15 protein-coding genes are annotated in these 24,666 nt (G+C 48.2%); 11 read left to right on the forward strand and 4 right to left on the reverse strand.

The features are described from left to right. The first annotated feature begins 9 nt into the window (after positions 1-9). From ACTTHR_RS02250 to uvrA, 8 genes are all read left to right on the forward strand, one after another. Entirely contained in the window at positions 10-1,017 is a 1,008-nt protein-coding gene (locus ACTTHR_RS02250; protein WP_442605033.1) for a hypothetical protein, read from the forward strand. After that, a complete protein-coding gene (locus ACTTHR_RS02255; RefSeq protein WP_442605034.1) occupies positions 1,014-1,991 on the forward strand; it encodes a vWA domain-containing protein in 978 nt (325 codons plus the stop codon). The genes ACTTHR_RS02250 and ACTTHR_RS02255 overlap by 4 nt, the downstream gene beginning before the upstream one ends. A gap of 20 nt (positions 1,992-2,011) precedes the next feature. Then, positions 2,012-3,028 (forward strand): vWA domain-containing protein, encoded by a 1,017-nt coding sequence (locus tag ACTTHR_RS02260; protein ID WP_281676743.1) that lies wholly within the window; start codon positions 2,012-2,014, stop codon positions 3,026-3,028. Then, entirely contained in the window at positions 3,025-3,726 is a 702-nt protein-coding gene (locus tag ACTTHR_RS02265) for a tetratricopeptide repeat protein (RefSeq protein ID WP_442605035.1), read from the forward strand. Before ACTTHR_RS02260 ends, ACTTHR_RS02265 begins: the two co-directional genes overlap by 4 nt. Next, on the forward strand, positions 3,720-5,522 hold the full coding sequence (locus ACTTHR_RS02270) for a BatD family protein (RefSeq protein ID WP_442605036.1): 1,803 nt from the start codon (positions 3,720-3,722) through the stop codon (positions 5,520-5,522). Before ACTTHR_RS02265 ends, ACTTHR_RS02270 begins: the two co-directional genes overlap by 7 nt. Beyond that, positions 5,519-6,310, forward strand: a complete 792-nt coding sequence (locus ACTTHR_RS02275) for a tetratricopeptide repeat protein (RefSeq protein WP_442605037.1) — start codon at positions 5,519-5,521, stop codon at positions 6,308-6,310. Before ACTTHR_RS02270 ends, ACTTHR_RS02275 begins: the two co-directional genes overlap by 4 nt. A gap of 14 nt (positions 6,311-6,324) precedes the next feature. Then, positions 6,325-7,029 (forward strand): phosphatase PAP2 family protein, encoded by a 705-nt coding sequence (locus ACTTHR_RS02280; protein WP_442605038.1) that lies wholly within the window; start codon positions 6,325-6,327, stop codon positions 7,027-7,029. A gap of 301 nt (positions 7,030-7,330) precedes the next feature. Beyond that, positions 7,331-10,198, forward strand: coding sequence for an excinuclease ABC subunit UvrA (gene uvrA / locus ACTTHR_RS02285; RefSeq protein WP_442605039.1), 2,868 nt, complete (start codon positions 7,331-7,333; stop codon positions 10,196-10,198). A 1,127-nt stretch (positions 10,199-11,325) separates the two neighbouring features. Here the strand turns inward: uvrA and ACTTHR_RS02290 are convergent. From ACTTHR_RS02290 to ACTTHR_RS02305, 4 genes are all read right to left on the reverse strand, one after another. Next, positions 11,326-13,890, reverse strand: a complete 2,565-nt coding sequence (locus ACTTHR_RS02290; protein ID WP_442605040.1) for a leucine-rich repeat protein — start codon at positions 13,888-13,890, stop codon at positions 11,326-11,328. Positions 13,891-13,979: 89 nt separating this feature from the next. Then, positions 13,980-15,587, reverse strand: coding sequence for a DUF6850 family outer membrane beta-barrel protein (locus tag ACTTHR_RS02295; RefSeq protein ID WP_442605041.1), 1,608 nt, complete (start codon positions 15,585-15,587; stop codon positions 13,980-13,982). Positions 15,588-15,600: 13 nt separating this feature from the next. Then, a complete protein-coding gene (locus ACTTHR_RS02300; protein WP_314813400.1) occupies positions 15,601-16,836 on the reverse strand; it encodes a DUF4876 domain-containing protein in 1,236 nt (411 codons plus the stop codon). Positions 16,837-16,868: 32 nt separating this feature from the next. Beyond that, positions 16,869-19,649: a carboxypeptidase-like regulatory domain-containing protein gene (locus ACTTHR_RS02305; RefSeq protein ID WP_442605042.1), complete on the reverse strand. Its 2,781-nt coding sequence runs from the start codon at positions 19,647-19,649 to the stop codon at positions 16,869-16,871. 313 nt (positions 19,650-19,962) lie between these two features. Here ACTTHR_RS02305 and ACTTHR_RS02310 point away from each other — a divergent pair, with 313 nt between their 5' ends. The 3 genes from ACTTHR_RS02310 (at position 19,963) to ACTTHR_RS02320 (ending at position 24,567) form a co-directional block, all read left to right on the forward strand. Then, positions 19,963-20,166: a hypothetical protein gene (locus ACTTHR_RS02310; protein WP_004332892.1), complete on the forward strand. Its 204-nt coding sequence runs from the start codon at positions 19,963-19,965 to the stop codon at positions 20,164-20,166. 269 nt (positions 20,167-20,435) lie between these two features. Further along, the gene (gene eno, locus ACTTHR_RS02315; protein ID WP_424777096.1) at positions 20,436-21,716 is read left to right on the forward strand and encodes a phosphopyruvate hydratase; all 1,281 of its coding nucleotides are present in this window, start codon (positions 20,436-20,438) and stop codon (positions 21,714-21,716) included. A 265-nt stretch (positions 21,717-21,981) separates the two neighbouring features. Beyond that, complete coding sequence (locus ACTTHR_RS02320; RefSeq protein ID WP_442605043.1) at positions 21,982-24,567, forward strand: TonB-dependent receptor; 2,586 nt, start codon at positions 21,982-21,984, stop codon at positions 24,565-24,567. Positions 24,568-24,666: the final 99 nt, after the last annotated feature.

Raw genomic sequence — 24,666 nt, forward strand, 5'->3', positions numbered from 1 at the left:
TATTGGTTTATGAATAGACACGCACACAACCTATCTAAGCATCTTTGGGGAGTTGTACTACTGCTCTTTACGCTTCTCCCTCAAGCTCTACATAGCCAAGAAGCGAAGATTACAACAAGCATTGCTCCCGATGAAATACAAATAGGAGAGGTCGCTATTATCGATATTGTAATACGCACAAGCGATCTAGAGAACACCTATTTTATAAACCCAATAGACACAGCTCAACTCCGTGCCGAAGCGCTCTCGTTTGAGATCACAGACACCATCGACGTAGACAATACCACAAAGGAGCTCCATGCTCGTATGGCTGTTACTTCGTTTGACTCAACCCTTGTGGTAATCCCGGCCTTTGGGGTACGGGTAGGAGATCAGGAGTCTTTTGCGAATCCTCTCACCCTCAAAGTCAATCTGCCCAAGGTGGATATGGAGCATCCCGATCAGTTCAACGACATCAAAGGGGTATGGGCACTCCCCTACACTTGGGGCGAAATATTCCTCATGGCTCTACCTTGGTTGCTAGGCCTGCTCGTCTTGATCGGAGGCTTTTTGGGTTACAAATACTACCGCCGCCGCAAAGAAAAACTTGCGCTACGCCCTGCTCCACCATCGCCCACTCCCTCCCTCTCGGAATTACAACGCTACGAAATGGCTCTCGAGGCCCTCAATGCTCGGCACTTACCGGAGCAGGGATTGCAACGAGAGTACTATACAGAGCTTGATATACTCTCCCGTACATTCGTGCGAACAACCACCGGGATAGATACCCTGGAGATGACCTCACGACAATTGCTCCGAGCGCTCTCCCAAGCCGGATTCCACTCTCTTGTAAACGAACAGAAGCTCGATGAACTTACAGAAAGAGTGGATCTCGCCAAGTTTGCCAAGGTAGTCTACACCCCTAGCGAAGCCGAAAACGATAGTAAACATTGGCTCCGTGTGGCGCAAGCCCTCTACCAAGCATCGCAAGAGAAGACAGACACAACGGAGAAAGAAAAGAAGGGAGGCAACGCATGACTTTTGTCCATCCGTCTTTTCTTTGGGCGCTACTGCTCATTCCGTTACTCACGGCCGCTTACATTCTATTGTTGCAAAAGCGCCACGCAACCCTCGTACTATCGGCGTTTTACAGACTCAAATCGGGAGGAATCCGCACCCACATAAGGCATCTCCCCTTCGCCTTAGAAATGCTGGCTCTAGCGGCTCTAATCATTGCCCTAGCACGCCCACAAAACACCAATAGTTGGCAAAAAGACAATGTGGAGGGGATAGATATTATGCTCGCCATAGATGCATCCGGCAGTATGATGGCCATGGACTTGCAACCCAATCGCTTTGTTGCGGCTGTGGAGGTAGCTCAGAAATTCATTGGCAATCGCCCCAACGACAATATCGGACTTGTGATGTTTGCCGGAGAGAGCTTCACCCAATGCCCCCTTACCACCGACCACGCAACCCTTCTCAATCGCCTATCCGAGGTAGAGATCGGTTACCTCGAAGATGGTACCGCCATAGGGCTGGGGATTGCCACGGCATGCAACCGGCTCAAAGAGAGTCATGCCAAGAGCAAAATAATTGTACTCCTCACCGATGGTACCAACAATGCAGGTAGCATTGCCCCATCTATGGCAGCCTCTTTGGCAGAAAGCCTAGGGATACGCATCTACACAGTGGCTGTCGGCACTCGTGGCGAGGCTCCCTACCCCCACGCAACCGCCTTTGGTACCGTTATTGACAACGTAAAAGTGGAGATTGACGAAGCCTCCCTCAAAGAGATTGCCCAGACTACGGGCGGCTCCTACTTCCGCGCTACCGACAACGAAAGTCTCAATCAGATCTACGACGAAATTGACTCTCTGGAGAAAAGCAAACTGATGACCCAAAACTTCAAAGCCTACGAGGAGCGTTACTTTGGCTGGGTTGTAGCTACCCTCCTCTTTCTCCTCTTGTCCTTTGTACTTCGCTGTACCTATCTCCGTACTAATCCCTAGTCGCCCCAAGTATTATCGCTATGTACTTTGTCCAACCCGAGTATTTCTATTTACTCTTTGTACTGATACCCCTTGTCTTGCTGGCACAATGGGGATACCGCTCGCGACGAAGGTCTCAGCGTCAATTTGCCCAAGTGCCCCTACTCAAAGCCCTCAAGCCCGAGGCATCTACCCTGCGCCGTATTGTTCGCAACGGGCTTATGCTTCTATCCATAGCCTGCCTCGTAGCCGCACTGGCACGCCCTCAATTGCAAGAACGCAAGGAAAATCCGGGAGAAGCGAAAGGCATAGAAGCCATGATTGCTCTGGACATCTCCAACTCCATGCTAGCGGAGGATCTTTCGCCCAATCGACTACAATTTGCCAAACTAACCATCCATCGACTCCTCGACTACCTGGCCGAGAGCAAAGTGGGAGTCGTAGTATTTGCCGGCAATGCTTATATGCAGCTCCCCATCACTACTGACCTAGCTATGGCAAAAAAGATGGTCGACGATGCCAATCCCGACATGTTATCAAACCAAGGAACCGCCATTGCTTCTGCCATAGATCTCTCGCTAGGCTCCTTCTCAGACCGCCACGATGTGGGCAAAGCCATCATCCTATTTACCGATGGCGAAAACCACGAGGGCGATGCTCTAGAGGCGGCCAAAAAAGCCAAGAGCCAAGGCGTAAAGGTATATACCATTGCCGTTGGTAGCGAAGAGGGAGCCCCCATTCCTCAAGACAATGGCTACCTAATGGACGAAGAAGGAAAGATGGTACTCTCGAAGAGTAATCCCGAGATGTGCAAAGAGATAGCACAAGCCGGCGATGGCGGGATGCTCGTAGGCAAGAGCGTTTCCTCGCTCTCCTCCAAAATATACGACGAGCTAAAAAAGCTCCCACAAGCCGTAGTAAACGCCTCTACAGAGACCAAACACGAGCTATTCGGATGGTTTGTTTTTGCCGCATTGCTGCTCCTTGTCGCTATGGAGTGCATCCAATTACGCAAAAATAGATTCCTTGCCAGACTTAGACTCTTTGATCGAACATGAAAAAGTTGTTCCGTATTTTCTACATAGCTGCCCTACTAGTGCTTGCCCTCCCGGCAGAGGGGCAACAGAAGGTTCGTTCGACCATCCGTAAGGGACATAGTGCTCTCAAAAAAGAGGAGTATGCCACTGCCGAGACTGCCTACCGCAAGGCATTAGCCCAAGACTCCACCCTTGCCATTGGTCACTATTCTCTCGGCAATGCCCTCTACAAACAGGGCAAGTACAAAGAGGCTCTTGAGGAGTATGGTCGTATCCAACCGGAGCATCTGGAGGATGTGAATCAAGCGGCACAGCTTTTCCACAACATCGGCAACGCCCAGCTCCAGCAGAAGAAATTTGCCGAGGCGGCCGAGAGTTTCAAACAATCTCTGCGCCTCAATCCTACGGATGATGAGACGCGTTACAACCTCGCTCTAGCTCTCAAGCAGATTCCCCCCGAGGACAAAAACAAGGGAGGAGGCGCACAAAATCAACCTCAACCGCAGCCGCAGGAGCAAAAGCCTCAGCCCCAAAAAGAACAAAACAAGGAGCAGGGGAAACCCGAGCAGCCGCAGAAGAATGAAAAAATAGACCCCAAAACGGCAGAAAAAATCCTCGATGCGTACCAGCAAGACGAAGACGAAAGCAGGAAACGCTACGAGGCAAGACGCCAGCAGGGGCAACAGCAACGCCAAGACAAGAATAAGAAAAGATGGTAACCCCACTTCGCCCCATACGTACCAAGCTATTGTGCTTTTGGCTTCCGCTCATTGTGCTTTTGAGTTGGGTGCCACAGAGTGTTTTAGCTCAAACGACCTTTCGAGCAGAAGCTCCCAGTGCCGTCTCTCTGTCGGAAAAAATCCGTGTGCAATTCGTTCTCCGCAATGGAGATGGAACCGACTTTACAGCTCCCGAAGTAGAGGGAGCTTCGGTACTATTCCCCCCCAATAACGCCGTATCTAGAGCCAACATCAACGGAAAGATAAGCGTCACCTACACCGGCACCTATCTTGCAGAGCGCACCGGCACCGTTCGCATAGGGAAAGCCTCCATCAAGGTGAAAGGCAAAACCTACTACACACAACCCCTCAATATCCGTATCTTATCCGATGACAAAAACGGAGGGAAAAGCCAAAGCCAAGTATCGAAAGCTACGGATATGTTCATCCGTGCCACTCCCTCCAAGACCACGGCTTACGAACAAGAGGCGATACTTGTTACCTACAAACTCTATACACGCAACGCGAATATCGACTTCGAGAATGTCAAATTCCCCGAATACGACGGCTTCATAGAACAACCTATCGAGCGCAGTCGCAACGTACAACTCTCCCTAGAGCAGGTCAACGGTAAGAACTATTATAGTGCCGTCTTGCACCAAACCCTCATCTTCCCACAGCGCAGTGGTTCGCTCAATATCCCCCAAGGGGAGTTCGATCTCATAGCTGCGGTGGAGCAAAAAATAGACAATGAGGACGACTACTTTGGCATCTCCTCCATCAGTCAGGTACGCAAGAAAATACTCAGTCCTGCCATTCCCCTCAACATACGAGAGCTACCTCAGCCTGCCCCCGAGGGCTTCGACGGAGCTGTGGGCAACTTCTCCATCAAAGTGGAAGTACCCGATCGCAACGAGATCAAGACCAACGAACAGATGACCGTGAGGCTCACCATATCGGGGCGCGGGAACCTAAAACTAATCACGTCGCCCACGATACAATGGCCCGATAGCTTCGAAGCCTTCGACCCCAAGAGCGAAGCAAACCTACAAGCTACAACCGACGGAGTGGTAGGTACTCGCACGATAGATTACTATGCCGTGCCTCGCAATGTTGGGGATTTCACCCTGCCTGCCATCCGACTTGTCTACTTCGACCCTCAAACCAGCAAGTACGAAACCATAGCCACCTCCCCTGTCACACTCAAAGTAGCAAAGGGAGAAAGCACGGGGCTGTACGACCAAAATAGCCACACCGATGTGGAGCTTCTCAGTAACGACATTGCTCGCCTCAAAAACCTAAAGGAGGGTGACTCGGGGAGCATCCTACGCTTTATCGGTAGTGTGTGGTACCTTGCGTTCTATTTGCTTATCGCCCTGCTCTCGATACTCTTTGCTTGGGGGTACCGCCGTTACTTAGTAAAACAAAAAGATGTCGTGGGCAAGAGACTTCGCGGAGCTGCCAAAGTGGCACAGAAACATCTTGCCAAAGCCCAAACATTGCTGACTGGGGGGGTGGATGCGGACTTCTATCAAGCGATCCTAGCAGCACTCCAAGGTTATATTGCAGATAAGTTACTCTTGGATCAAAGTCAACTCAGCCGGCAACAGATTGCCGCTAAACTACAGGCGGCACACTACCCACAAGCGACCATCAACTCGCTATTGGAGACGCTCTCGCAGGCCGAGTTTGCTCGCTTTGCACCCGACGCCTCCTCTCTACAACGGCAAGAAATACTACACAAAGCTCACGAGGCAATAGAAGCAATAGAAAGCGTTAAATGTACCATCCGATGAAAAGATTTCTCCTCCTCATCTGCCTATTTGTCTCCGCGCTTGCCCACGCACAAAACACCGCCGGCGTAGTCCCCAACGAAGCGGACATAAAGGCGCAATACGACAAAGAGCAATACACCCAAGCGATAGAGGGCTACCGAGAGTTGCTCTTAGCCTCCAAGACTACTCCATCCGCTGCCCTATACTACAATTTGGGCAACGCCTATTACCGCAATGGGGAGCTGGGCTGGGCTATCCTCTCTTACGAGCGAGCCCTCCGACTTGCCCCTAGAGACAAATACGTACAGCACAACCTACAAATTGCCGCAAGCCAAACCAGCGACCGTCTGGAGTACTATACCTCCTATTCGCAAAGCGTATGGCACTCTATCTGCTATGCCCTACCGCCCACAGCCTGGATGGTGATCTCGCTCTTCCTTTTTATCCTCTTGGCAGTTGCCACCCTCGCCTTTATTTTCATGTGCAAGAAGGTGATACGGCAGGTAGCGTTCTATACGAGTTTGGCAAGTCTGGTGCTATTTATTTTTTGTGGATTCGTGACCCGAAGCCTTGTACACAACTATCGGGATGGAAGCGAAGCTATCGTCATAGAGGGGCAAGTGGCTGCTAAAAGTGCTCCAACGGGGGCTGCGACTACTCTATTTGTACTGCACGAGGGAAGTAAAATAAAGCTCGAAGACCTCCCCGAAGAGAACGGACAAGTAGCCATTACGCTACCTGATGGGACGCTCGGATGGGTCTCTTCTAAGGCTCTACTAGCCATCTATCCCTTCTCTCTAAATCCCTAACCCCACTACCTACTATGCTTGATCAATTGGTCCTCTGGGAGCGTGAGCTTTTTCTTGCCCTCAATAGTCCCCACACCCCCTACCTAGATGCTTTCTTTCACCTCATCTCGGCTCGATGGACTTGGACGGCAGTAATCGTTGCCCTCATTGCTTGGCTATTCTACAAACGCCCTGCCAAAGAGGCTCTCTTTTTCATCGGCATTGTAGTACTGATGATCGCCTTTACAGATCAAGAGACCTCTAGTTTAATCAAACCGCTCTGCGCCCGCTTACGCCCCACCCATCACCCCTATACAAAGGATTTGGTGCTGAATGCGTATGGGAACCTAGGCGGCGGATTTGGATTCGTCTCGGGTCATGCGGCCAATTTTATGGCTATTGCGCTATTCACCGCTCTCGCCTTTCGCGATCGTTGGTACTCTATTATCGTCTTTTCCCTCGCGGTAATTGTAGTCTATAGTCGCATTTATTTGGGGATGCACTTTATCACGGATGTAGTGCCGGGTAGCCTTATTGGGTTGCTTAATGGATGGATTTTCTTTTTGTTGTACCGCTGGGTACGTGCTAAGTGGATGCCGCGGCCTCACCCACGCGCTCCCCACGAAACCTTTCGGGCAACCCTGCCTATTTGGCGAGGGGTACTGGTAGGATACCTCTTTTTCCTGCTCTTCTTCGCCCAAGAGGTAGTCAAAATCCTGCAACAAACCCACTACTACTAACCTTCATCCCAAGCCCCCTTCGGAGTAGCTTCCTCGTTGGAGCGATACTATTTCTGCCCCCTTCTAAAGCGACCCCTCTCGAGAGCCAAACCCCTCTCTAGGGGGGTGATTCTGCCAAGGAGGGCTACCTCTCGAAAATCCTAGGGCTAAAACAAAAAACTTCCTGCCTAAAATCAAAACATTTTCCACCCAAAAGTCGCATCCCAAATCAGCTGAAAATGCCTCCTCTTTTCGGCTGGTTTCGGATTGGAAATCAAGCAGGCTTTTTTGAGTATCTTTGTGGGAAAGCTAAACGCAAGAGATGAAGAATCAGACCCTCCCAAGCCCCTCGGCCTCCCCATCGGAGACCGCTCAACCGCAAGACGATGTATTTGAAGCCGGAGCTATCCGCATACGAGGAGCACGTGTACACAACCTAAAAGACATAGACGTAGACATACCCCGTCACAAACTTTCTGTTGTCACGGGGCTGAGTGGTAGTGGTAAAAGTTCTCTTGTATTTGACGTACTTCTTGCCGAGGGGCAACGCCGATATATCGATACCTTTTCGGCCTATGCACGTAGCTTTATTGGCTCCTCCAGCCGACCCGAAGTAGAGAGCATTGATGGACTCAGTCCCGTAGTCTCCATTGAGCAAAAGACAGCATCCAATAACCCTCGCTCCACGGTGGGGACTGTTACCGAAATCTACGATTTTCTCCGTCTTCTCTACGCCCGAGTGGCCACACCCTACAGCTACATCACAGAGAAGCCCATGCAGAAGTACAGCGAAGCCGAACTCATCGACTTCGTAATGCAAGATTTTGCCGGCAAAGCGGTAGAGATTCTTGCCCCCGTAGTGAAAGATCGCAAGGGGCATTACCGAGAGTTATTCGAAGATCTTCGCAAAAAAGGCTTCGTACATGTCTATGCCGATGGCGAACTAATTGAGCTTTACCCCGGGTTAAAACTTGACCGCTACAGCAAGCACTATATTGCCGTACTCATTGATAAATTCGTGGTAAAGAAGGAGGCACGGGACCGACTGAGTCAAGCCGTTTCACTAGCCCTAAGGCAGGGTGATGGTATGCTCGACATTCGCCAACGGGGGGACGAGCAACTGCGGCACCTCTCCACCAAACTGATGGATACGGAGAGTGGTATCGCCTATCCCGAGGTAAGCCCTGCCACATTCTCCTTCAACTCCCCCCAAGGGTGCTGCCCCACCTGCCGAGGACTAGGGCATGTAAGTAGCATAGATAACAGCAAGTTAGTGCCCGATCCCAAGCTGAGTATCCTCAAAGGGGGAATAAAACCCCTCACACCGGCAGCCGTTAAATACTATAACGAAGCACTCAAACGCATCTTAGAACCCCACGAACTTGATCTCAATAGTCCTGTGGGAGAGATCCCCGAGGAGGTAATGGACACGCTACTCTATGGCGAGTCGCACGAAGAGAGAGGCAGCAAGAGCGACCGATTTGAGGGCGTAATTGATGCTATCATCATGGAAGCCAGTCGTGACGAAGCTACCGAACTGACTCGCCGATGGGCGGAGCAATTCCTCGTAACAGCCCCCTGCCCCCTGTGCCACGGCAAGAGGCTCAATACCATTGCTCAGCATTACCGCATTGGCAAGTGGGCCATACACGAGCTATCCAACCTCGACCTCAACGAGCTACTCGACCTCTTGCCCCAAATCCACGAAGCCATTCCCGAAAAATTACAACCCGTAGGGCATGAGATCATAAAGGAAATAGAGGTGCGCATTCGCTTCCTCCTCGATGTGGGGTTATACTACCTGAGCTTAGGCCGTTCTGCCTCCTCCCTCTCGGGCGGAGAGAGCCAGCGCATCCGACTAGCCACTCAAATTGGTACCGGACTGGTGGAGGTCCTCTACCTCCTAGACGAGCCGGGCATCGGGCTGCACCCCAGCGACAATCAGCGGCTCATTACCTCACTAAAGAAACTACGAGACGGAGAGAATACCGTAGTGGTAGTGGAGCACGACCGAGAGATGATGCTGGCTGCCGATTACTTAATCGACATGGGCCCTGGAGCAGGACGCCTGGGAGGCAACGTCGTATTCTCGGGAGTACCCCAACAACTACCCCATGCCCACTCCTTCACGGCCGACTATCTGAATGGAATAAAGCGAATTGAGGTGCCCTCCACACGGCGAAAAGGGAATGGCAAGAGCATTACCCTACAAGGGGCCACAGGTAATAACCTAAAGAATGTAACGGCGCAAATCCCCCTTGGCACCTTCATTTGCGTGACGGGAGTATCGGGCAGCGGCAAAAGTTCACTCATCAATAGTACCCTCGTGCCCCTACTTTCGAGGCAACTCTACCACTCCAAACGCGAACCCCTCCCCTATCAATCTATCGAAGGGGTGAAGAATATCGACAAACTGGTAGTAGTAGATCAATCCCCTCTTGGGCGCACCCCTCGTAGCAATCCGGCTACTTATACGGGGCTATTTACCGAGATTCGCAAGATATTTGTTGCCCTACCGGAGAGCAAAGCGCGCGGCTACAAACCGGGGAGATTCTCCTTCAATGTAGCCGGCGGGAGATGCGAAGCCTGCAAAGGGAATGGCTATCGTACCCTCGAAATGAACTTCTTACCCAACGTGACTATCCCCTGCGAAGTGTGCCATGGCAAGCGTTATACTCGAGAAACACTGGAGGTACGCTATAGGGGCAAAACCATTGCCGATGTGCTGGAGATGACCATAAACCAAGCCGCCGAATTCTTTGAGAATATTCCCCAATTGCACCGCCGTCTGGAGGTTATGCGCAAGGTGGGGCTAGGGTACATCAAGCTAGGGCAGCCCTCCACAACCCTTTCGGGGGGCGAAAGTCAGCGTGTAAAGCTATCCGAGGAACTCACCAAAAAGGATACCGGCAATACGTTGTATATCCTAGACGAACCGACTACGGGGCTACACTTTGAGGATATTAGGGTACTGCTATCTCTCGTGAATCAACTTGTGGACAAAGGGAATACCGTGCTGATTATTGAGCATGACTTGGATGTAATCAAGAGTGCGGACCATCTGATCGAGATGGGGCCCGAGGGCGGTCGTGGGGGCGGCAGGCTGCTCTTTGCCGGCACCCCCGAAGAGATGGTAGCCCGTTACCCCGAGGGTAAGACCTCACCCTTCCTTGCCCCTCTCCTGCAGTAGAGATGCGCCCCTTGTATTTCAATTTGATTTTATACCTTTGGCACAAGGGAATTTAATAGTGTATTTCCCGATATGATTTAGTACCAAATTAGTAGTATGGTATTATGAAAAGAATCTGTTTTTCATGTGTTGTCACCCTTTGTACAATGTTGTTTGTTATGAGTTCTTCTTGCTCTAAAGACAACTCGCTTAAACTGCCAGAAGAAAAAATCGAAAGTAGCGAATTGGTACAGAAAGAGTTAATTTACTCGAGTCTTTCTGTTGCCGCTTATAGTTTCAAGTATTGGGAGACGACTTTGCCATGAATCTATTTCAACTATTTCTATCCAATAGGAAGAAGAGAGAACCGCTTCTCTTGGAAAGTGTAAGGGCTGTATTGTTTTTGATGTACTTTTTAATTTCGCTCTATCTTTCCTTTAATAAGGATACTCTCCTCTTTGGGATCACCGTAGGTGGAATGGTTGTTTATGCCCTGCTTGTTATAGGGACATTTTTAAAAAAGAGATGAGCTTCTAATCGAGCTAAATAGTAAGCAACAAACTATTGAACCACCCAAAACAAGCCAAGCTGTTTCGGGTGGTTCTTTATTCTGAAGAGTGATAAATTATGCTCACCCTATTCCTCTACTGGTAAATGAACAAACACAAACCTACCATTCCTCCCGAATTTGTCTAAGTGCGTGCTTGTGGCTCTGATACGGGGTGAATGCCCACACGACACAGCAAGCAAAAGATACCGAGCCATCTCGCAGCCACTCGGAATCTTTCGTGCGGAAGAAAATTATTTTTTGTGCGGACACAAATTATTTTTCGTTCGGAAGAAAAAATATTTTCGTTCGGAAGAAAATTTATTTTTGTGCGGAAGGAAATTTATTTTCGTGCGGACGCAAATTATTTTTCATGCGGAAGAAAATCTCAGCAAGAGAGGAGAACTTATAACCAACTCAAGGACAACGAATTAACAAGTCCGCCATCAGGGATGCAATTTACCCCCATCCATCCGGCTCCAACAGACAAGGAATTCCCCATCTTCGCCTTGAGAAAAAGAAAGAGGGTGCCCCAAAACAAATTGGGAACACCCTTGCATATCCATTCCTTCCCCCAAGAGGGAGGGATGATACTCTAAGTTCAGCGAACGAGCACCTTAACAACCTCTTGAGTACCTTCTATCTGTACAAGGTAAACGCCCTCTGCAAGGGAGAAGCATACTTCGCCATCTCGCACTACACGTTTAGCGAGTACAGAGCCTCTAAGATTGTAGACAATAGCAGTAGCTCCTTCCATCGGATAGACTACACGGAGCATTCCGTTCACGACCTGACACTTCAGGTTGCCGGTAGATGCGACTTGATTGAGGGCGGTCTCCTCCTTGAAAGAAGCTTGGACGCGATAGTCTTTGTCAATTGTAATTGAGATCGGATTGCTTGTATCCTCTACCACTTTACCATTGATGGTCCAAAAAGCGAACTCGTAACCATCGTTGGGTTCTGCCAAAATCTCCACAACAGACCCTTCCTTCACTTTGGAATTCAAAGGGATAGTCCCATGATTTATAGAGGCTGATACACCCCCATTATTATCAGCAATAGAGATGCTCAACTGATAGTATATCTCGTCACGCTCAAAAACTGCTTCCACAAGTGTCTGTCTATTAAGCACAATTTCCAGGGTAGCCTCGCCCTGCTTCGGAGTCATTGCCCCATTTACGATCCAGTGCTTAAGGTGATAGTTCTTTTCGGGATGAGCCGTAAAGACAACTGCCTGATCGGCCTTTTGCAGGCTTTCTGATTCGATTTCCACTCCGCCGATAGTAGCCGTTACTTTACCATACTCGGGGTTATTAGCTTGGAAGGCAACCTTATAACGCTTGTAGGCTTCTGCAAAAATAGCCTCTACAGTAGTAGGAGCCTTTACTTCGTAGGTGTACTCGAGTCCCGTAGCTTCGATTTCTCTCCCATTAATAAGCCATCCCTTGAGGAGGTAAGCCTCTTTCGCTTCTGCTACGAGGCGCACTGAGGCATTCTCCTTCACGCTAGCTTCGGTCGGCAGGAGTTCCTCGCCATTGTAGACCTTAAGGGTACCACCCTCATATTCATTCTTATACGAAAGTTTATGGAATACGTCGGAAGAGACTAACGGAACAATGCTCCCAAACGTCTTCCATACAGCAGCTTCCTTGTAAGTAGCCACAAGATCTTGTGTAGGAACATACAGGATGACTGTTGCCAGTGCTACCTTATCAAAAGCATTACGATAGACCGTGGGAGGAGTCGTATTCATTGAAGTCACTTTGGTAAGAGCCGTGCACTCTCCAAAAGATTTAAAGTTAATGCTATTGACTTTTTCTGTGAGGTATACCTCTTTGAGTTCGCTGCAAGAGTAGAAACACATACGTTCGATTTTCTCAAGAAGTTCTGGCGTCTTGAAGTACACCAAGCCACTCTTAGAAAATGCACCTTGTTCTATTGTTGTGACGCTACCGGGGAGATCAGCTCTCTGGAGTCCCTTACATTCGAGGAAGGCATCAGAGCGAATAATCTCTAGTTTTCCGCTCCATACGACATCAGACAAAGCCCTGCTCAAAGCAAAAGCATTCATCCCAATTTCAGTTACATTATCGCCCATTACCACGCGAGTCAACTTAGGCATATCACTCAATGAAGACTCCCCGATAAGGGTTAGACTCTGGGGGAGGATTACCTCTTCTAGATTAGGATGTTTCGAGAGTGCGGTCCTAGGCAGGGCATTCTCTTGGATAGAAGCCTCCTTCATATCCAGCTTGGTCAAGCCACCCATGCGTAGAGATACGAATTCGACATCGGTCGCATTCATTTCGCCCTTGATCGTCAAAGTCTGGCACTTATGAGGCTCAGCAATTCCCTTGAGTTGCTCACTAAGGTTCCCTGGGGCTGTCAGGGTTACAACAGGATTAATGGGATCCAGAGGGTCTACAATAGGCTCGTTTTCTTTCGTCCTATAGAATATCTTGAGTACAGCTCTTTGCTTTAATCCAGAACCGTCAGAATACTCTCCCCAACCTCCTTCCGGATCATGATCTTTGTTATCAGTTGCTTTATAGAGAGTACGAATAGGCATCCCCTTTACATTCTTGGGATAGCAATAAAAATCGGTATAAGTCTGTCCCATTGCTGCTAGGGGCATATTTGCCTCCCCCTCAACAGTCATCAGAATGCTTTTCCCGGTGTAGAGGAAAGGTTTGTCAAGCTTCACATGAAGTTCAAAATCCTGTTCTTGTTTTTCATCGAAATCAATATTGAAGGTTGCTGTTGCACACAAATCGGCATCGGCATCAATAGATTTCCAAGGATAGTTCCTCTCTCCACTCTTCTTCTTAAACTCAGTATCCTCTATGTTAGAGAGGTAGAGACGCACCTTAATAGAGTAATCAGGCTCGAAAGAAGTCCCTTCTTGATTATAAACTCGGAAGTGGATTTCTGTAATCTCCTTCCCTTCAAGCCCTACGAGATCTTCTGCTGTATAGAGCTGCTGTGAGCGACTATACTGATAATCGAAATCGAAAGGAGCTTTCTGCCCTATACTCCCCTGGAAGTGTACTGTCGTCGAGGAAAAATCTCCTAAACTGATTGATTGTTGAGTCTGAGCTTTTGCCACAGAAAATGATGTGGCAAGGGCGATAAAACTCAACAGCAACGTAAATAATTTCTTGCGCATACTTGTTTGTTGATTGAATTATGTTTAACGTACTTAACTTACGTACTAGAATAGACAGAATCGCTACTCTATACGTTTTTATTTCTCTGCTAAAATAGAAGACCTAAAGAGACCTGTAGTTTGTAAAGTGTTACCCTGCTGCTAAAGTAGCATAGAGCAGCACTTGTTTGAGCATAGAGGGATGCCTGCCGAGAAGGCAGCAGATATTCCCCCCCTAGAGAGGTCCTGATGTGTGTCTGATTCATTACTTGTATTTTGTGATTCATCTCTGCCAATGAACGCAATTTCTTCGTAAAAGGATGGTAAAACTCGTCTACGGGAAGAGGCCCGAAAAGAAGAACATCCCGAAGACCAAAGCGATGTCCCAAACCGACCTGGGAACGAAGAGTAAAACGGTGCTGCCGATCTATTGCATGCCGACAGCGAAGAGAAACCCCGGGGGTAAGGTGTGAATATTGTTCCAAAGCTCCGGAAGACTTTCGTTCTTGCCGAAAAAGCTCGAAACGAACTGAGGGAAGCAACTCCCAAAGAATCCTCCTAGACTGGAAGGAAAAAACGCCCTCTAAGTCGTCTCTCAGGTAGAGACTACGATAGTTTTTGCTCTCCACAGAGAGTAAAGGATAAGAAATGCCCTCCTGCATTCCGTATATAGATTCATCGCCGAACCTCCTCTCCAAGTCAAATCTATTACTCAATGCCCACACACCCAAAGGGGTTGTTGATAGATAACTTACTGTCAAATTCAGTCGATGCTGATGGAGGTATGACAAACGCAATTCATTGCGTTTTTTGAGTGTAAACTCCATCCCCAAGTAATAGTACTTAGCGGTAGCAAAAAATTGCTGACCCTGTTTTTTCTCAACCGGCAGCAGATCCCCCTCAGCCCCATAGCCATAAGCATTAAAGGCCTTAGCCTCTGCATTACCCAAAAAGCGAAGAGAATATTCATCAAACCCCAGAAGATTAAAAACAAACTGAGCTCCTAAAGGATTCATAAAGCTCATCTGATGCACCTGCTTATAGATGCGCCCCGACAGAGAAAGTCCCAGGTAGTATGAAGGGAACTTATACGAGACTCCCGTTTTGATCGTAAGATCTCCTGAGGTGTTCAGGACACGAGGATCCCGATCTCTACTCTCCTGATAGGCTTCATAGCCTCCCTCAATACCCCACCTCCAGCGAGAGGGAAAGGCATGACTATAGCCTCCACTGAAGGTGTAACACTCACCATCGAAGAAACCACCGATCGTATCGATAGAGGCATAAGGAGCCGTAAGAGGATAGTGCGCTGTCTCACGTCCTTGTACATTTTGGCTAGAGGCGGACATATAGGTAGCACGCCCCCATACAGAAGAGAGGGAATCGAGATGAAACAACGAGGTACAGTTGATCTGAAATTGGGAGCGAGACGTTCCTTCCGCAAGGGGAGAGATACCGGCACCACGGCGAGAAGAAAAAAGGGTCTCGACACTAGAAAGAGAAGTTGCGTACTGCAAAGCCAAAAGAGATGGCACCTCATAGTGGGGAGCTATCAGATTTTGGTATGCCCAATGGTGCTCCTCAATAGCCCTCTGCAGGGAGTCTTGAGGGGAGCGAAAGAGACTTGTCTCCGCCCCTACCGCAGACCATTCAACCCCCACAATAGGAGGCAAAAGCAGTAAAATAAGCGCCGTACGCAACTTCTCTATCATAGTCATTACTCAGAATCCCTTAGAGAAGAGTTGCCTTACTTTGCGGGGCAAAGTCCTCTGTTGAATTATTGGTATCGACTAGCTGTTGAATACCATTTTTCATGGCTCCGGTTTTGCGTACCACACTCTTCCCGTAACGCTGTGGGTCACGATCTATTGTAGAGATATAGGTAAATCCTCGATCTAAAGCCGTAGGCATCACAAGCCATTTATCAAGGGAGAGAATACTCAAATTTACCCCATCAATCACCCAATCAGTGGGAACAAAATAGGTCTCTTTATCTACATTCTTGATAGTACCATCGGGCATTTGGACCTTCCAAATATACTTTGCCTTGTATTTGGCAAGATAGTCCTCCTTAGAAGTGTTCATCTTTGCAATAGCGTAAGAAGACCCACCACGATCGTGCAGACTCCAAATAGTACGCGTATAGCAATAAATTTTCTCTAGGTTCTTGGCAGGGTTATCCACGTCCTTAACCCTTGAGTTTGCAGGAGTCTCATCATACCACTCAAAATCCGCGTTACTGAGGTCTATTGAGTTCTTATTGATACTCTTATGGTTGGCAGCTTGGTCACAAATAGTAAGATAACCTCCCGGCTGAACGGGGACATCCTTTCCATTCCCGGGAATCATGTACACAGCTTGCACGGGGAAGCAAGTCTCTGTGAGTTTAGGCTCTATATCTTGCACGAGTATCGTATTAAATGAAGACTCTAGGATAAGGAGACTATCGGCATAGACAACTTTATCAGAATTATTATAGATACGGAAGTATTGATCGCCAATATATTTATCTCCATTTGGAGTAAGAGTCCCTGAGGGGAAGATCTCAGCGATGACAAGAGAGCGTATATCACCCTCTCCGGGATCCGGTTGCTCCGAAAACAACAGATCTAGAGTAATGTTACTCTCGGGAGAATTAATAGTTTCATTAGGCCGAGTAGCGACCACAGAAGCGCGCTTTTCTTTGCCATCTACGGCATAGGTAATAGTCCCTATGGCATTGATATTATAGAGGCCAAAAGGGAGGTCAATCATCACTTTCCCATTTTGTTGTTTTGCTTCATAGCTCTTACCGGTATTTACTTCTTTGAAGGTGACAGTAAGCTCTACGAGCTGGTAAGGGGTATTAAAGTCTTTGAGAGAAGGGGATAAGGTTACCTTCGATTGATTTTTTGGGCTCTCTTGCTGACAAGCACTGACGGCAAATAAGCAGAGAGCTAGTAAGGAAAAAAGAATTGTTTTTTTCATTTTGATTTATCTGTTTAAGCTGTTATTTTCAACTATAGTTGTATGTTAAGTTCCATGCCAAAATAGGGAGTGGAAGAGCGTCGTATCGTACGACCCGATCTCTCGTAAAGCGGTTCTATTGAAATAAGACGATGAACAAAAAGGGCAATCCCGAGCCTACGAGAAAAAAATTGCTTCGTAGCTTTGAAGTTAACAAAGCCTGCAAACGGAGTATGCATGAGTGTAGGCTCTTTGCTCCCTGACCGTACAAGTTGCTTTAGTATGGGATCGCTCAAAGACGTCTCGGTAAACGGGTGTTCCACGCCCTCCTTATCAATGTATTTAATAGGAATACGTGCCTGTGGCTGAATTAACCTCTTACTAAAGAAGATGGCCTCAAAGGTAGTTGCAAAGAGGAGGTCAAGGTTTGGAATGTAGGTATCCATCATAATGCTTGAGGCAAGACTGGAACTAGTATAACCAGTATCGTTTTTATACACTCCAATCACAGGCAACTCCTCCCCATTAAATACAACATCAGGTCTATCCAGATAGGGGATACTATTTTCATAACGGGTAACAAACCAAGCCCCATTACAGGTAAAGCGAGTGAATAGTAAGGGAATACGAGGAGTTGAAATCTGCCATTCTATCCCTCTCTTGAGGGTGCGGCTACCATTGGTAGTAACCCCGTAGAGGGAAAGGGTGGTATCGCGAGTAACCGGGAGAGCCCCTAGGTCGGGAGGAGCAGTTAGGGTATTCGGATCTATCCCCGTGGCATCGTACTTATTGTATGCAAAGGAGGCAATACGGGCCATTTGGCGATATCCATTGCGCATATCCTCTCTAAAAGCAGTAACAGAGAGAAGATAACCGGCATAAGAGGCATCCAAACGAATTTCCATTTTCAGATTACGAGGGGCCTCTAAAGCATAGTTCGCAAGATCTAGGGGATAAGTGCGGAAATGTATCCTCCGAAACTTCTCTTCTGCGGCATAATAGTTGAGTTCAACAATATCGTAGTAGTCGGGAGCAGGATAAAGGTAAGCAGAGGAGGGGAGCATAGATAGCTGACCTAAGCCTACATTCAGCCCCATAATGAGAGGGCTCTCCGAAGAGAAAAATTTTTGTTCATAACGTACATTGATCCGCGGGTCGAGGTAGGGCTTCCATGCTACGGCATAAGCCCTCGGTGCAGACATCACCTGCAAACGCCCCCCTACCACAGCCTCCAACGAGGAACGTTCTCCCAAGCGCCATCGCCCCTTATCCTCTACAAACAGAGCCATCTTATGCTCAGAAGGGACTAAAGAGAAAGGACGCAAACGTGTAGGGAGCCCTAGATCAATTGGCCGAGTTACATCGTAAACAGAACCTCTCCCATAGTTTTTTGAGAATGAGTATTCAGTCCCCACGGCCACTTGATTACCCCTCCAGGAAGCAAAGCGAAGTACCGACTTTAGAAAAGCCGTTACAGGACGCCCCTCGACTTCGACACTAGCTAAGTAACTATTGGGGGCAAAAAAAGCATCACTCTCTCCCTCCGGCACCTTAGTCAGCGGGTTAATGCGCACCGTAGAAACATAGCGTTGCTCTCGGACCTCATCTCGTTGGGCGGCGAGATTGTAGTGCACATCAATCTGATTGATTAAGCGCATAGACTGCCTAGCTTTAAGACTAAGTTCCCCGGAGAGAGCAAAACGGTTATTACTACTAAAGAACTTGTCTTGCTCATTTTTTTGCTGCTCAGGGTCTACCTTTTCATTGTCAAAAGTACCTCCATAGTCTAGGGTTTGCATCCAAGACCCTTGGTAATTGGGAGACTCTAACTTATGAACATAACGGGCCGACAAGGTGAGACGACGAAAGTTCTCAAAACTATTGATTGGAGAAATCTTGCTATCAAGATAATCCGCCGATAGATTAAGTACACTTCTTTGTTCTCGCCATTGAAAACCCGACCCCAGGTATATGAGTTTGCTCTTCGGGTCTGATTTGATACGCACCTTAGGCGGAGTTGCTTTCATTTTACGTCTAATACGAACAAGCCCCGAAACTAGGTTGCCATGCTCTACAGAAGGAATACCCCTCAAAACTTCTACCTCCTCTATATCATCAGTAGAGATTCCGCGCATATCCACACCCGAGCCAATATTGAACACCCCTCCCGAACGGCGTTGGTTATCAGCACGCCATACACTATTGGAATAACTCTGCATATTAGCATCGGTATTAAGAGGGACTCCATCAATCTCAAAGGCAGTGCCTATTGAGGAAGTACGATAGTTCCCTGATATTGGAGCCTCTGCCTCTCGCAATCGAATCGTATTCCTCTCTGCAAGGTGAGGAGAAGACGTCATCCCTCCGGGAAGCAAAGCCAGAAGATCTGAAAAGGTAGAAGGTTGTAACAAATTAATCGATTGACGACCGATAATTCCGGCTGTGGTAGGCTTAAAGGACTCGCGTGCCGTAACGACGACTTCTCCTAACTCGGTTGCAGGCTGTAGTGACACAGTAATTTGCATCTCGCGCTCTACCTCAATTTTTTGCCTATACTCCTTATAACCAACATAACGCACCTGCAGGAGCCCCGTACTCCCCCGAGGTATGCCTTTAAGGTGCGCTACACCTTCTTTGTTGGCAGTAGCTCCCAATAGACGCTGATCATACCGAAATCCGACAGAAGCCTCCGGAATACTTTCTCTACTGCTTGCATCAATTACTTTTACGTGCAAAACAGACGTCCCTCCCTCTTGCGCCCTAAGAAGCAAAATAGAACCGAGAGAGAGAAGAAAGAAATATATGATACGACTGATACGCAAGGATATAAACAAATCTATCTGTACTAACGGATAATATGCTAGAATATTCGCTGCAAAATTACTTTCAACAAGAAAATAGAAAGATATTTTTAGCCCCCCAGTTATAGGTATTTATCCCCTGACTTATCCTCCCACTTCTTGGTATCTTACCCTTAGTACATCTTTCCTAAAAAGCTAAAAGGAAAGGGTATATCCCCTTTTTAATCCTAAGCAATCAAACAGGGTTTATTCGAACTTTGAATCACAATTCTTGCGAGGTTTGTTGGCAGAGTGGTTGCTCTCTTGTATCTTTGTTCACAGATAAACAAGTAAACTCTAGTTAGAAATGGGAGGAACTCAAAGAAAGAAAGCACGTAACCTAGTCACTTGGGTTGTACTAGCTCTAGCGGTACTCATTGTGGTAGCAGCCATCATATTGCTAACCAAAGTGTCGGGCGATATGACCCAATACGTTTTTATGGGAGCAGGGCTACTCATCCTCAATTTGCTGTTCGTGCTCTACTTTACACGCCGCAATTTCCGAAAATAAGACGGCTATACATCCCCCTCAAAGGAGGTCTAGACCTTTTCTCCACCTAGGGGAAACGCGAAAAATTCCGTCCGATATTGAGGGCACCCTCCTCTATTAAATACTTTGTTGCAGCCCTAGAATGAAAAAGCTATGGGGCGGGAGTTTTTGCAGTTTTGCCTGCATGGGACCTCTCTCCTCTCCCCGAAAAACAGAATCACTTAGATAATAGTATTTTAGCTACCTTTGTAGCAAGAAGATAAGAAATACAAGAAGTATCGTAAATCAAAATGGAGATTGTAAAGATTACGGGTCGTGAGATATTGGATTCTCGCGGCAACCCTACAGTAGAAGTAGAAGTAGTACTCAATAGTGGATTCATCGGTCGTGCTGCCGTTCCTAGCGGTGCCTCTACGGGTGAACACGAAGCAATTGAATTGCGCGATGGCGACAAGAATCGCTACGGTGGCAAGGGAGTACTAAAGGCAGTACAGAATGTAAACGAAATCATTGCTCCTGCCCTCTTTGGTATGTCGGCTCTTGAGCAACGCGCCATTGACCAAAAGCTCATCGAATTGGATGGTACGCCCACCAAGTCGAACCTCGGAGCTAATGCCATGCTCGGAGTATCTCTCGCTGTAGCAAAGGCTGCTGCTGCCGAACTTGACATTCCTCTCTATCGCTATATCGGGGGAACCAACACCTATGTATTGCCCATTCCTATGATGAATATCATCAACGGAGGGTCGCATAGCGATGCCCCTATTGCTTTCCAAGAGTTCATGATTCGCCCCGTGGGAGCCTGCTGCTTCCGAGAAGGACTTCGCATGGGTGCCGAAGTATTCCATGCCCTCAAAAAAGTACTCAAGGCTCGTGGTCTTAGCACAGCCGTAGGTGACGAAGGTGGCTTTGCTCCTGCACTCAATGGTACAGAAGACGCTCTTAATAGCATTCTTGAGGCTATCCGCGCTGCAGGTTATGAACCAGGGAAGGATGTTACCATTGCCCTAGACTGCGCTTCGAGTGAGTTCTTCAAAGAGGGTGTATATGACTACACCAAGTTTGAAGGAGCCAATGGAGCTAAACGTACCCCGGAGGAGCAAGTAGCCTACCTCAAGGGGCTTACCGAGCAATTCCCCATCGACTCCATCGAAGATGGTATGGCAGAAAACGACTGGGAAGGCTGGCGCAAACTTACAGAGGCTATCGGCTCTAAGTGCCAACTCGTGGGCGACGACCTCTTTGTGACCAATGTAGACTTCCTACGCAAGGGTATCGCAGAAGGCTGCGCCAATTCGATCCTGATCAAGGTAAATCAGATTGGTACTCTCACCGAAACTCTTGATGCTATCGACATGGCTCACCGCCACGGCTATACCTCGGTAACGTCTCACCGCTCGGGAGAAACGGAAGATACCACTATTGCCGACATTGCCGTTGCCACCAACTCTGGGCAAATCAAAACCGGTTCGCTCAGCCGTACCGACCGCATTGCCAAGTACAATCAGCTCCTCCGTATTGAAGAAGAACTCGGAGAGCGTGCCGTATATGGCTACAAGCGCATTCGCTAAACTTCCCTCCTAGGAAAGTGAGGGGTCATCCCCTTCTTACCGAAGAGACCACACACTAGAGGCAAAAGCCTCTGCAACTTAAAGCACTAGTCTTGCTGTAATGCAATGGGCTAGTGCTTTTTGGGTATAGGGGGTAAAAAGAACCCTCAAAATACCTATTTAGAGGTATTTTATCGGCGCATTTAACATTGTAACTTTGCAGCCGATTATTTGGTATAGGCCAAATTCATCTCCAGAAACGGAATAAACTACAGAAAATAGAAGAATGAAAAGATTCGCAATTTCGCTACTGTGTCTATTGATCACGGTAGCCGGGGTCAATGCAGCCCCCCCGGAAAAAAAACGTCCTGTACCTACCGATGCCAACATCATAGGCCATGTGGTAGATGCTGTAACCCAAGAGCATATACCAGGTATTACCATCCAAATCAAAGGCACGAACTTTGGGACGAGTACCGATGCTACGGGGCACTATTTCCTGCGCAATGTAAAGCCGGGCAAACTCACTCTTATCATGCGTGGCGTTGGCTACCTAAGCCAAGAGAAAACCGTGGTAGTAGAAAAGAATAAGGTGACGGAGGTAAACTTTGAAGCCTACGAAGATGCCGTAAACATAGACGAGGTAGTGGTAACAGCTAACCGCCAAGCCACACTACGCCGCCTAGCTCCTACTATTGTAAATGTAGTGGGCGAAGAGGTATTTAGCCGCGTCAATGCCAACAACCTCGCACAAGGGATTATTTTCCAACCCGGGGTACGTGTAGAAAACAACTGCCAAAACTGTGGTTTTAACCAAGTACGTATCAATGGGCTTGATGGGCGTTATACCCAAATTCTTATCGACAGCCGTCCTATCTTTAGTGCCCTAGCCGGCGTGTATGGTATCGAGCAAATCCCTACCAACATGATCGATCGCGTAGAAGTGGTACGCGGTGGGGGATCTGCCCTCTTTGGCTCATCGGCTATCGGTGGTGTCGTTAATATCATTACCAAAGAGCCTGTGGGTAATAGTTTTTCTTTTGGAGAGAGCCTCACCTTTACGGGCATGAAAAACCCCGATAACAACATCAGCATGAATGCCTCCCTCGTAAGCGACGACAACCGAGCAGGTGCCATGATTTTTGGGCAAACCCGCTACCGCCAAGAATGGGATGCCAACAATGATGGGTATAGTGAGCTCGGACGCCTCAACAGCCGCTCTCTGGGTACTCGCGCTTTCCTCCGCACCACAGACTATACCAAGCTAACGGCAGAGTTCCACACGATACAGGAGTTCCGCCGCGGGGGTGATCATATTGATTGGCCGGACCACGTTGCCTCTATCTCGGAGCACGTAGACCATAGCATTTTCAGCTCCAACGCCAAGTTTGATGCTTTCTCTAGCGATTACAAGCACCACCTTCTCACCTATATTTCCGGTCAAATCGTAAACCGCAAAAGCTATTATGGGGGCATTGGTGAGCTAGAAGACGATAAAGGGAACCGCCTCGGCCGTTTAGGATTCCCCATCCCCGCCGAAAAATATGGTATCAACTATGGTGTATCCAAAGGCAATACCTACATGGGAGGCTTGCAGTATAGCTACGACTTTGATCGCCTCCTCTTCATGCCGGCTCAGGTACTTATTGGTGCAGAGTACGTCTACGATCACCTCAGCGATGTAATGCCCCTCCGCAATTGGCTCGCAGAAAAAGACAGCAAGGGCAACCTAATTGAGCTATTCCCAAAGATTGATCAGAAAATCAACAACTGGAGCCAACTTGCTCAGATTGAGTGGAAAAACGATATGTTTAGCATCCTTTTGGGAGCTCGCCTTGACGAAAACTCGGCTGTAGGTAAGCCTATCTTTAGCCCCCGTGCTACGCTGCGTTACAACCCAACTAAGAACGTGAACTTCCGCCTCTCCTACGCCAAGGGATTCCGTGCTCCTCAGGTATTTGACGAAGACCTTCACGTGGGCGTAGTTAATGGCGAAGTGCAAAAGGTATACAATATCCCCGATCTCCGCCCCGAGACCAGCCACTCTATCAACGCCAGTGCCGACCTCTATGCACAATGGGGTGCCGTAAAAGCAAACCTACTTGTAGAGGGATTCTACAACAAGCTACAAGACGTCTTTGTGACAGAGCTTAAGAAGGTTGAGCATGGTATCATGATGTACGATCGTAAGAATGGGGAGGGAGCTACTGTGTATGGTGCCAACCTAGAAGGGAAACTAACATGGAGCATCCTACAGCTACAAGGCGGACTCACACTTACAAAGAATCGCTACGACAAGCCCGAAGAATGGGGGCAACGTGCAGACTTCGACGATAAGGGATTCCCTCTTATCTTCGACACAACAGATGAACTCGGTAACCCCATTAAAGCCGTAAACAAGAAGCAAGAGAGCAACATCATCACCAGAACTCCCTCCGCTTATGGCTACTTTACACTGGGTATTACCCCTGTCAAAAACTTCGATATAGCACTCACGGGTACTATTACAGGCCCCATGTACGTACCCCACGCTATCAAATATGGTAGCACACAGCAGCCTAACTCCGGCTATCCCCAGGGTTTCGACGAAGAAGCCCTTCAGAACTATCTCGTTGCCGGTGGACTGGAAAAAGATACCGAAATCCGTATAGACGAACTCAAGAAGACCCCCACATTCTTCGATATGGGCTTCAAACTCTCTTACGACTTCGACTTCTTCTCCAGCACCTGTCTCCAGATCTATGCGGGCATGAACAACCTACTCAATGCCATGCAATCGGACTATGATAAGGGAGCCGACCGCGACTCAGGCTATATATACGGCCCCACAATGCCTCGCTCCGCTTTCCTTGGTATGAAACTAAGTTTCTAAGTGGGTAGGTAAATCCTCTAGGAGGAGAGACAACGAAAAAACGCTCTCCCCTTCTCCCCTAAGAGCCCTTGCAGTACGCTCCCTTTGTGGTGCTGCAAG

The sequence above is a fragment of the Porphyromonas endodontalis genome, assembly GCF_052173515.1.
GTDB classification, from domain to species: Bacteria; Bacteroidota; Bacteroidia; order Bacteroidales; family Porphyromonadaceae; genus Porphyromonas; species Porphyromonas endodontalis_A.

Coding starts and splice junctions, on each gene's coding strand:
- ACTTHR_RS02275 (WP_442605037.1), top strand. CDS start 5,519: ATGAAAAGATTTCTCCTCCTCATCTGCCTATTTGTCTCCGCGCTTGCC.
- ACTTHR_RS02280 (WP_442605038.1), top strand. CDS start 6,325: ATGCTTGATCAATTGGTCCTCTGGGAGCGTGAGCTTTTTCTTGCCCTC.
- ACTTHR_RS02265 (WP_442605035.1), top strand. CDS start 3,025: ATGAAAAAGTTGTTCCGTATTTTCTACATAGCTGCCCTACTAGTGCTT.
- uvrA (WP_442605039.1), top strand. CDS start 7,331: ATGAAGAATCAGACCCTCCCAAGCCCCTCGGCCTCCCCATCGGAGACC.
- ACTTHR_RS02295 (WP_442605041.1), bottom strand. CDS start 15,587: ATGACTATGATAGAGAAGTTGCGTACGGCGCTTATTTTACTGCTTTTG.
- ACTTHR_RS02320 (WP_442605043.1), top strand. CDS start 21,982: ATGAAAAGATTCGCAATTTCGCTACTGTGTCTATTGATCACGGTAGCC.
- ACTTHR_RS02250 (WP_442605033.1), top strand. CDS start 10: ATGAATAGACACGCACACAACCTATCTAAGCATCTTTGGGGAGTTGTA.
- ACTTHR_RS02260 (WP_281676743.1), top strand. CDS start 2,012: ATGTACTTTGTCCAACCCGAGTATTTCTATTTACTCTTTGTACTGATA.
- eno (WP_424777096.1), top strand. CDS start 20,436: ATGGAGATTGTAAAGATTACGGGTCGTGAGATATTGGATTCTCGCGGC.
- ACTTHR_RS02290 (WP_442605040.1), bottom strand. CDS start 13,890: ATGCGCAAGAAATTATTTACGTTGCTGTTGAGTTTTATCGCCCTTGCC.
- ACTTHR_RS02310 (WP_004332892.1), top strand. CDS start 19,963: ATGGGAGGAACTCAAAGAAAGAAAGCACGTAACCTAGTCACTTGGGTT.
- ACTTHR_RS02300 (WP_314813400.1), bottom strand. CDS start 16,836: ATGAAAAAAACAATTCTTTTTTCCTTACTAGCTCTCTGCTTATTTGCC.
- ACTTHR_RS02270 (WP_442605036.1), top strand. CDS start 3,720: ATGGTAACCCCACTTCGCCCCATACGTACCAAGCTATTGTGCTTTTGG.
- ACTTHR_RS02255 (WP_442605034.1), top strand. CDS start 1,014: ATGACTTTTGTCCATCCGTCTTTTCTTTGGGCGCTACTGCTCATTCCG.